Origin of the sequence: Clostridium sp., assembly GCF_016650095.1 — a bacterium.
GTDB lineage: Bacteria > Bacillota > Clostridia > Clostridiales > Clostridiaceae > Clostridium_AD.
This window is the reverse complement of record NZ_JAENWL010000195.1, coordinates 1-6,818: the sequence shown is the minus strand read 5'-3', so window position 1 is coordinate 6,818 and position 6,818 is coordinate 1. Positions and strand designations below refer to the sequence as shown.

Sequence of the window (6,818 nt, the reverse complement as noted above, 5' to 3'; positions counted from 1 at the left end):
TTTATTCATCACGCTATCATTATTGTTCCTATTTTTGAATATTAATGTAATCGCAAATGCAGCATCCTATTCAACACCGTCAAATGATACATTATCAGATAAGGCCACTAATACTTATACTGTAATCTTCAATTCGAACGGTGGCTTAGAAATAGCAAATATGTCAGTTGAATACAATGCTAATGCTGCTCCACCGTCAGATTTAAGTAGGACAGGCTATGTATTTGAAGGTTGGTATACTGACAATACCACCTTTGAAAACCAGTTTGATTTTACAAATACGGACATAACTGGCGACATAACACTATTCGCAAAGTGGAAAATAGAAAGATATACAGCTACATTTAATAGTCAAGGCGGAAGCGGCGTAATTCGTAAACTTGTCGAATATGATAGTACAATAACAACACCTACTGCACCAACAATGCCTGGTTATAAATTTGTTGGTTGGTATAAAGAGGCTAACTATTTAAACACATGGAATTTTATAGAAGATAAGGTGACTACAAATACAACACTATACGCAAAATGGACACTTGTCGCTGCACCACCTACACCCCAAAATTTAAAAGCGACTATCGCAAGTTTTACTAGTATTAAACTTACCTGGGTAAGCGTACTTGGAGCAAATGGATACGAAATATATAAATCTACTTCAATTAATGGACCATATACCCTATTAACAAGAACGACATCACTATATTATATAAATTCAGGTTTAACAACAGGAAAAAAATATTACTATAAAATTCGTTCATACAGAAATGATGAGACAAAAATATTATACAGTAACTGGACTGGAGTAGCTTCTGGAGTAACCACAAAAATTGTTTTTAATAGTTTAGTACAGCCGAATCCAGTATACGGAAAGTATACTGGTCTAAAAGTAGAAATAAGAGATCAATCTAATAATTCTTTTTTAATTAAAAACCCCAATGGTTCTGAGGTGTGGGTGGCTAGTAACAAGGTTTCCATAGCTGCAAATCCAGCTACTAATACAAAATACTTGGATAAAAAGCAACTTGAGACCTATGTGAATATCACGAGCACTTTCGTAAGCAATACAAAATACTTCACTTGGGTGGATTTAAATAGGCAAAGAGTTAGTATCTTTACCGGAGGAGCAACCCACTGGACTTTATTAAAAACATATTCCTGTGCAACTGGTAACAATATTACTCCTTCAAAGAGAGGCCTATTCGCACTTCAAAATAAAGGCTATTCATTTACTACAGACGGTGGAGCATTAGTGAAATATTGGACCGCTTATAGTGGAAATTATTTGCTACATTCAACAATTTTAGATTCTTCTGGAAAAGTTGTCATCGATGGAACGCTAGGAAAAAGAGTTTCCCACGGATGTATTCGGATGCCACTGGATATGGCAAAATGGTATTATGAAAATATGCCTAGAGGTTCATTAGTATGGGTAAATTAACAATCGATTTGTAAACCCTTTTCCAGTTATATTTTATAGCTAACTGGATAAACTATATAATGCACTGTATATACGCAGTGTAGTTTCTGTATTCGAAGGGAGAATACTAATGAGTAAGAACAAATTAGGAAAAGCCAAAAACTCAATTAATGAATTAGATGCTAATAAAGGCAGTAGTGGCGTTTCAGACACTGAGATGGCTATTATGTATAATCTATCCAACATGACTAGTGATATTAACGATGTCGATACAAATCAAAAAAAGAAATTAGAAGATAAATCACTTACTAACGAATGAAGAAAGATAAAGAGAGAATTGTCAGGAATGACGATTCTCTCTTTTCCTATTGTACGACGAGAGGTATACTAGATTTTAAAATAAGGTAATAAAACCCTTTAATGAGGAATAACATTGAATAGGGGTGATATTATGTTAATTGATGATGATGAAATATTTGATACTAATAAAGATAAACTCGATTGGACCAAGGTTATTACTATTAGTCCATTAGATACGAATAGCACTAAAAGTACACATATAATAAGATATTATAAAACCGAATCTGAAGAAGAATATTATATATTTGAGTATATCATTGCTGATAATAACGGTCTTATGGTAGATAATTTTGATGGATACCATTGGAAAGAGATAATAAAACAAATAAATTTTCCAGATCATTGTTTTATTTATTCTCAATCCGTAAATGATAAAAATTGTTTTAGATTTGTAACAAGTGGAATGATAATTAAGAAATATGTACAAGACTATATTGAGGATGATACACGAATATATGAGTTAGAACATCATTAATGGTGTTCTTTTGTTTAGTCCTTATATACTAGGTAATTATATACTACAACCAATTTTTCTTCCTAAAATATAAAATTTCGCAAATAGAACTAAAAACCATTAAAAATAAAACAATAAAATAACTGTATTTAGCATGTAATTCAGGCATATTCACAAAATTCATGCCATAAATTCCCGTTATGATTGTGAGTGGCATCATAATAGTAGTGATTATAGTTAAAATCTTCATAATTTTATTCATGGAATTAGATAATTGCGACGAATAAAGCTCTAAACAAGATGTAACCATTTCATGGTCAGATTCAATTAGATCATATATGCGAAGTACATGGTCATATATATCAGAGAAATATATTCTATATTTTTCAGTTATAATATCGTCATGCCTCAAAAGAGTATTTAACACTTCACGCAAAGGAGAAATAACTCTTCGGAGTTTAATAACGCTTTTTTTTACTCTCATAATATTGTTAAGTGTGCTTTGAACAGGGTTATTCATCGATTCTTCTTCTAAAACACTAATTTTTTCTTCAATTTTATCTGTTACAACAAACAATTGGTCTATTGCCTCATCAAGAATATGATACAAAACAAAATCACTTCCATTAGAAACAATTTTTAACCCATTGTCTATGTCATTCATAATCTTTTTTACTGATTTATTTTCGCCATAATGTATTGTTATAATATACTTTGAGCTAATATATATATATACGTTACTATAAGAAAATGCATTATTTGCATGACTATCCGATGTGACTATAATTAAAAAATGATAATCCTTATAATCGTTTATTTTACACCTCTTAGTCTTATGCATACAGTCTTCGATAGTGAGAGTATGAAAATTAAATTTATTTTTCAAAAACTCAAAATCATTCTCACTTGGATTATTAATATTAATCCAAACTGTTTCTTTATTATTTGATGATGCAGAAAATGCTTTATCGATGGTGTCAAATGTTTGTACTTTATTATTAATATAAGAAATCAATAAAATCGCTCCCCTTATTTAAATATCTAAAATAGAACTATTATATCTATTTTCTATCCCTATTTATATACACTCTATTATACCTAACTATATTATAACTGTTTTATTTAAAGAAACCTATTTTAGTAATATTATTAAAATTTGGTGATACCATAAATAATTTTTAATTAATAGTAAATTTCTTTAAATTTCACCAAATAAAGTGAATAGAATTTACAGAATAGTCTATAATTTAAATACCCATCCATTTTGTTTTATAAATAATAAATAACTAATGAAAACAATACTGCACAGGTTCCCCCTTAGTGCAGTATTGTTATTTTTAATGGGTTAATATATATTGAATTATATTACTAAGGAAATAGATTAATATTTTTATCATATTTCTAATTTATATAGATGTAAGGATTTTTCAGCCTCCCTTACAACACCGAACTCATTAACAAGTAGTCTTCTTCTCCTATTCCCCCACACATAGCACTTAGGCCTGAATGAAGAAAGCAAGATTTACTAATGGCTTTATGACCATATTTTAACCTAATTTCATCAACTACTTTATTTAGCTTACTATCTTTTTCATAATTAAAATTATCCAATAAAGAGCATTGAAAAAAATCATTATTACAAAAATCAGTTATTTGGACCCCTAAATGTCTTATTGGATTGCCCTTCCACACATTATCAAATAGATAGCTTACTACTTCATATATTTTACGAGTAGAGTCAGTAGCTACTACTAATTTCTTTTGACGCGAATATGAGATTAAGTCACTTCCTCTTATACTTACCGATACTACAGTGCAGCAGTTCTGAGAATTCCTCAAACGCATACATACTGTTTCGCACAAAGATAACAATACTCTATGCGCAGTATCTTTATCTTCAACATCAAAACTTATAGTAGTTGAATTTCCTATCCCTTTCATTTCAATATAATTACTTTTTCTAACTTCTGAGAGCTCTATCCCATTGGCATAATTCCAAATTAATTGTCCATAACTCTTTAATTGATATTTTAAAATTTCTAAATCATAATTTGCCAAGTCGCCAATAGTATTGATATTTAAATTGTGTAATTTTGGTGCTGTAGCTCTACCTACCATGAACAAGTCTTCAATAGGTAGTGGCCACATCTTTTGTTTTATTTCATGTGGAAATAAAGTGTGTATTCTATCCGGTTTCGTAAAATCTGAAGCTACTTTTGCTAGCAACTTATTATTTGATATTCCTATATTTACTGTAAATCCAAGTTCATTCTTTACCCTCTCTTTTATAGTTTCAGCGAGCTCCATATAATTGGGGTACAAATGCTCCATGTTAGAAAAGTCTAGAAAGCTTTCGTCTACACTAAATCTTTGAATTTGTGGTGTATATTCCTGAAATATTTGATGCATGGCTGAGCTACATTTCATATAAAGCCAATACCTCGGAGGTACTATTACTATATTGGGACATTTCGCTCTAGCATTATAAAGCGTTTCTCCTGTATGAATGTTAAACTTTTTAGCAGGTATTGATTTAGTTAATACAATTCCATGTCTGCTTTCTTCATCTCCACCTATTACAGATGGCACCAATCGTAGGTCTAATGGCTCTCCCTTTTGAAGTCTATATGCAGCTTCCCAGGATAGATAAGCACTATTGGCATCTATATGAAATATTAATTTACTCATAGCATAAATCATCTTCCTTTTACTAATATTAATTTGCTCATACCAGAACATAAGTTCGTATTATTTATTATATACCACTTTCACACTTTTAAGAAGTAAATTTGAAATTCTTTTTTAGCAATGCATGGATTTCGGGTAAATTTACATTGACTTTATTACTTACCACAAAAATTAAGACTCCGAAATTATACTTGGAGTCTATTAATAATGCCTTCAATATAAATACTGTGTTAATATTTTAGTTCAAAGAATATTTTACCATTTTAACCTAAACTTAATATGATTATAACTTATACATAATTTCCAATTGTTACAATTTAAATATAGACATAAACATAAAATATAATTAGGGGGAATTACTTATGCTAAGATCTAAAAAGAAGATTGTTGCACTAATAAGTGCAGCATTAATTGCTGGTCAGTTTTCAGGAGGTCTATTTAAACCAATACAAGTTTTTTCAACCACTGCTTATGCTCAACAGGTAACCCAAGCGAAAAAAGCTAAAAATGTAATAATGATGATACCTGATGGATGTAGTGTTGAATCAGTTACCCTAGCGAGATTATATTATGATCTAAAGAAAGATGGCATTGCAGGAAATGATACTTTAACTATGGATTCCATACTAACTGGTCTAGTACAAACATATTGGCAAGATGGTCCGATTACAGACTCAGCCCCAGGTGGAACTGCTTATTCTACTGGTTTCAAATCTGAGGACAAACATGTTGGAACTTTAAGCACTAAAGATGGAAACATACCAAAAGCAACTTTACTCGAGGCCGCAAGAGAATCTGGTAAAGCAACTGGCATGGTAGTTACATGTGAAGCTCCGCACGCTACTCCAGCTGATTATGCATCTCACGTTGCACAAAGAAGTCAGTATAATGCTATTATGAAACAAATGGTTTATGGAGATTTTGATGTAGTATTAGGTGGTGGTGATAGCCTATTAAGTTCAGATGCTCTGTCAGCAGATGGCAAAACTCAATATAGAAAGGATGGCATTGACTTAAGAAAAGAACTAGCAAATATGGGTTACGATTATGTAACCAATAAGAGCGAACTAAATTCAACAAAAGCTTCTAAATTATGGGGTATGTTTGCACCGCAAGCAATGTCTCCTGATATAGATAGAGAAAGATTAACCCCTGAAGAACCAACTTTAGAAGAAATGACAAATAAAGCTATAGACACTTTATCAAAAGATGAAGATGGATTCTTTTTAATGGTTGAGGGAAGTCAAATAGACTGGGCTGGACATGCTAACGACCCTACTGAAATTGTTAGTGAAATAGTAGCTTATGATAAAGCAGTGAAAGTAGCTTTAGACTTTGCAAAAAAAGACGGAAATACTGTTGTAATATCCGCTTCTGATCATGGTACTGGTGGTGGTACTCTTGGTATGGTGGGTCTTGGTGAGGATATTGGTAAAAATTATTCCTCAGTTACTTTTGAAGATACAGTTATGAAACTAGTTAATGCTAAAGCATCTAGTGTCTCAATAGGAACAGATCTTAAAGACAAAGATGAAGATACTATAAAATCCTCAGTAAAAAAATATTTTAATATAGAAAATTTAACAAAAGAACAAATCACAGAAATCCAAGCTGGCAACCTAAAATCGGTTATAAATAAGATCGTTGGTATTGCTTGGACAAGTAACAATCATACAGCTGGCGATGTTGGGTTATACTGTTATGCTCCTGAAGGAATTGAAAAAATAACAGGACTTGTCGATAATATCGATGTAGCTACATATATAGAAAATGTAGCAGGTCTCGATTTATCTGTAACCACAGACAAATTATTTAAAAATGCAAAAACTGAATTTGATAAATTAGGTGCAACTGTATCTATAGATGCGTCTGATGTAGATAACCCAGTAGTAAATATTA

General features: G+C 31.3%; 6 protein-coding genes. 4 read left to right on the top strand and 2 right to left on the bottom strand.

The window, feature by feature from the left end; genetic code table 11:
- The 3 genes from JJE11_RS11810 to JJE11_RS11800 form a co-directional block, all read left to right on the top strand.
- On the top strand, positions 1 to 1,438 hold a 1,438-nt coding region (locus tag JJE11_RS11810; protein WP_291635826.1), incomplete at its 5' end, for an InlB B-repeat-containing protein.
- A 109-nt stretch (positions 1,439 to 1,547) separates the two neighbouring features.
- Entirely contained in the window at positions 1,548 to 1,736 is a 189-nt protein-coding gene (locus JJE11_RS11805) for a hypothetical protein (RefSeq protein ID WP_291635824.1), read from the top strand.
- 132 nt (positions 1,737 to 1,868) lie between these two features.
- Complete coding sequence (locus JJE11_RS11800; protein WP_291635822.1) at positions 1,869 to 2,252, top strand: hypothetical protein; 384 nt, start codon at positions 1,869 to 1,871, stop codon at positions 2,250 to 2,252.
- Positions 2,253 to 2,295: 43 nt separating this feature from the next.
- Here JJE11_RS11800 and corA read toward each other — a convergent pair whose 3' ends face one another.
- Together corA and JJE11_RS11790 are read right to left on the bottom strand one after the other, a co-directional pair.
- Positions 2,296 to 3,246, bottom strand: coding sequence for a magnesium/cobalt transporter CorA (gene corA / locus JJE11_RS11795; RefSeq protein WP_291635820.1), 951 nt, complete (start codon positions 3,244 to 3,246; stop codon positions 2,296 to 2,298).
- A gap of 422 nt (positions 3,247 to 3,668) precedes the next feature.
- On the bottom strand, positions 3,669 to 4,919 hold the full coding sequence (locus JJE11_RS11790) for a DNA polymerase IV (RefSeq protein ID WP_291635818.1): 1,251 nt from the start codon (positions 4,917 to 4,919) through the stop codon (positions 3,669 to 3,671).
- Between the two features lie 362 nt (positions 4,920 to 5,281).
- On the opposite strand from JJE11_RS11790, the gene JJE11_RS11785 reads away from it, so the two are divergent.
- Positions 5,282 to 6,818, top strand: a 1,537-nt coding sequence (locus JJE11_RS11785) for an alkaline phosphatase (protein WP_291635816.1), incomplete at its 3' end; no start/stop codon positions are given.

Excerpts from the sequence above, each read along its gene's own strand:
- JJE11_RS11805 (WP_291635824.1), top strand. The coding sequence starts at position 1,548 with ATGAGTAAGAACAAATTAGGAAAAGCCAAAAACTCAATTAATGAATTA.
- JJE11_RS11790 (WP_291635818.1), bottom strand. The coding sequence starts at position 4,919 with ATGAGTAAATTAATATTTCATATAGATGCCAATAGTGCTTATCTATCC.
- JJE11_RS11800 (WP_291635822.1), top strand. The coding sequence starts at position 1,869 with ATGTTAATTGATGATGATGAAATATTTGATACTAATAAAGATAAACTC.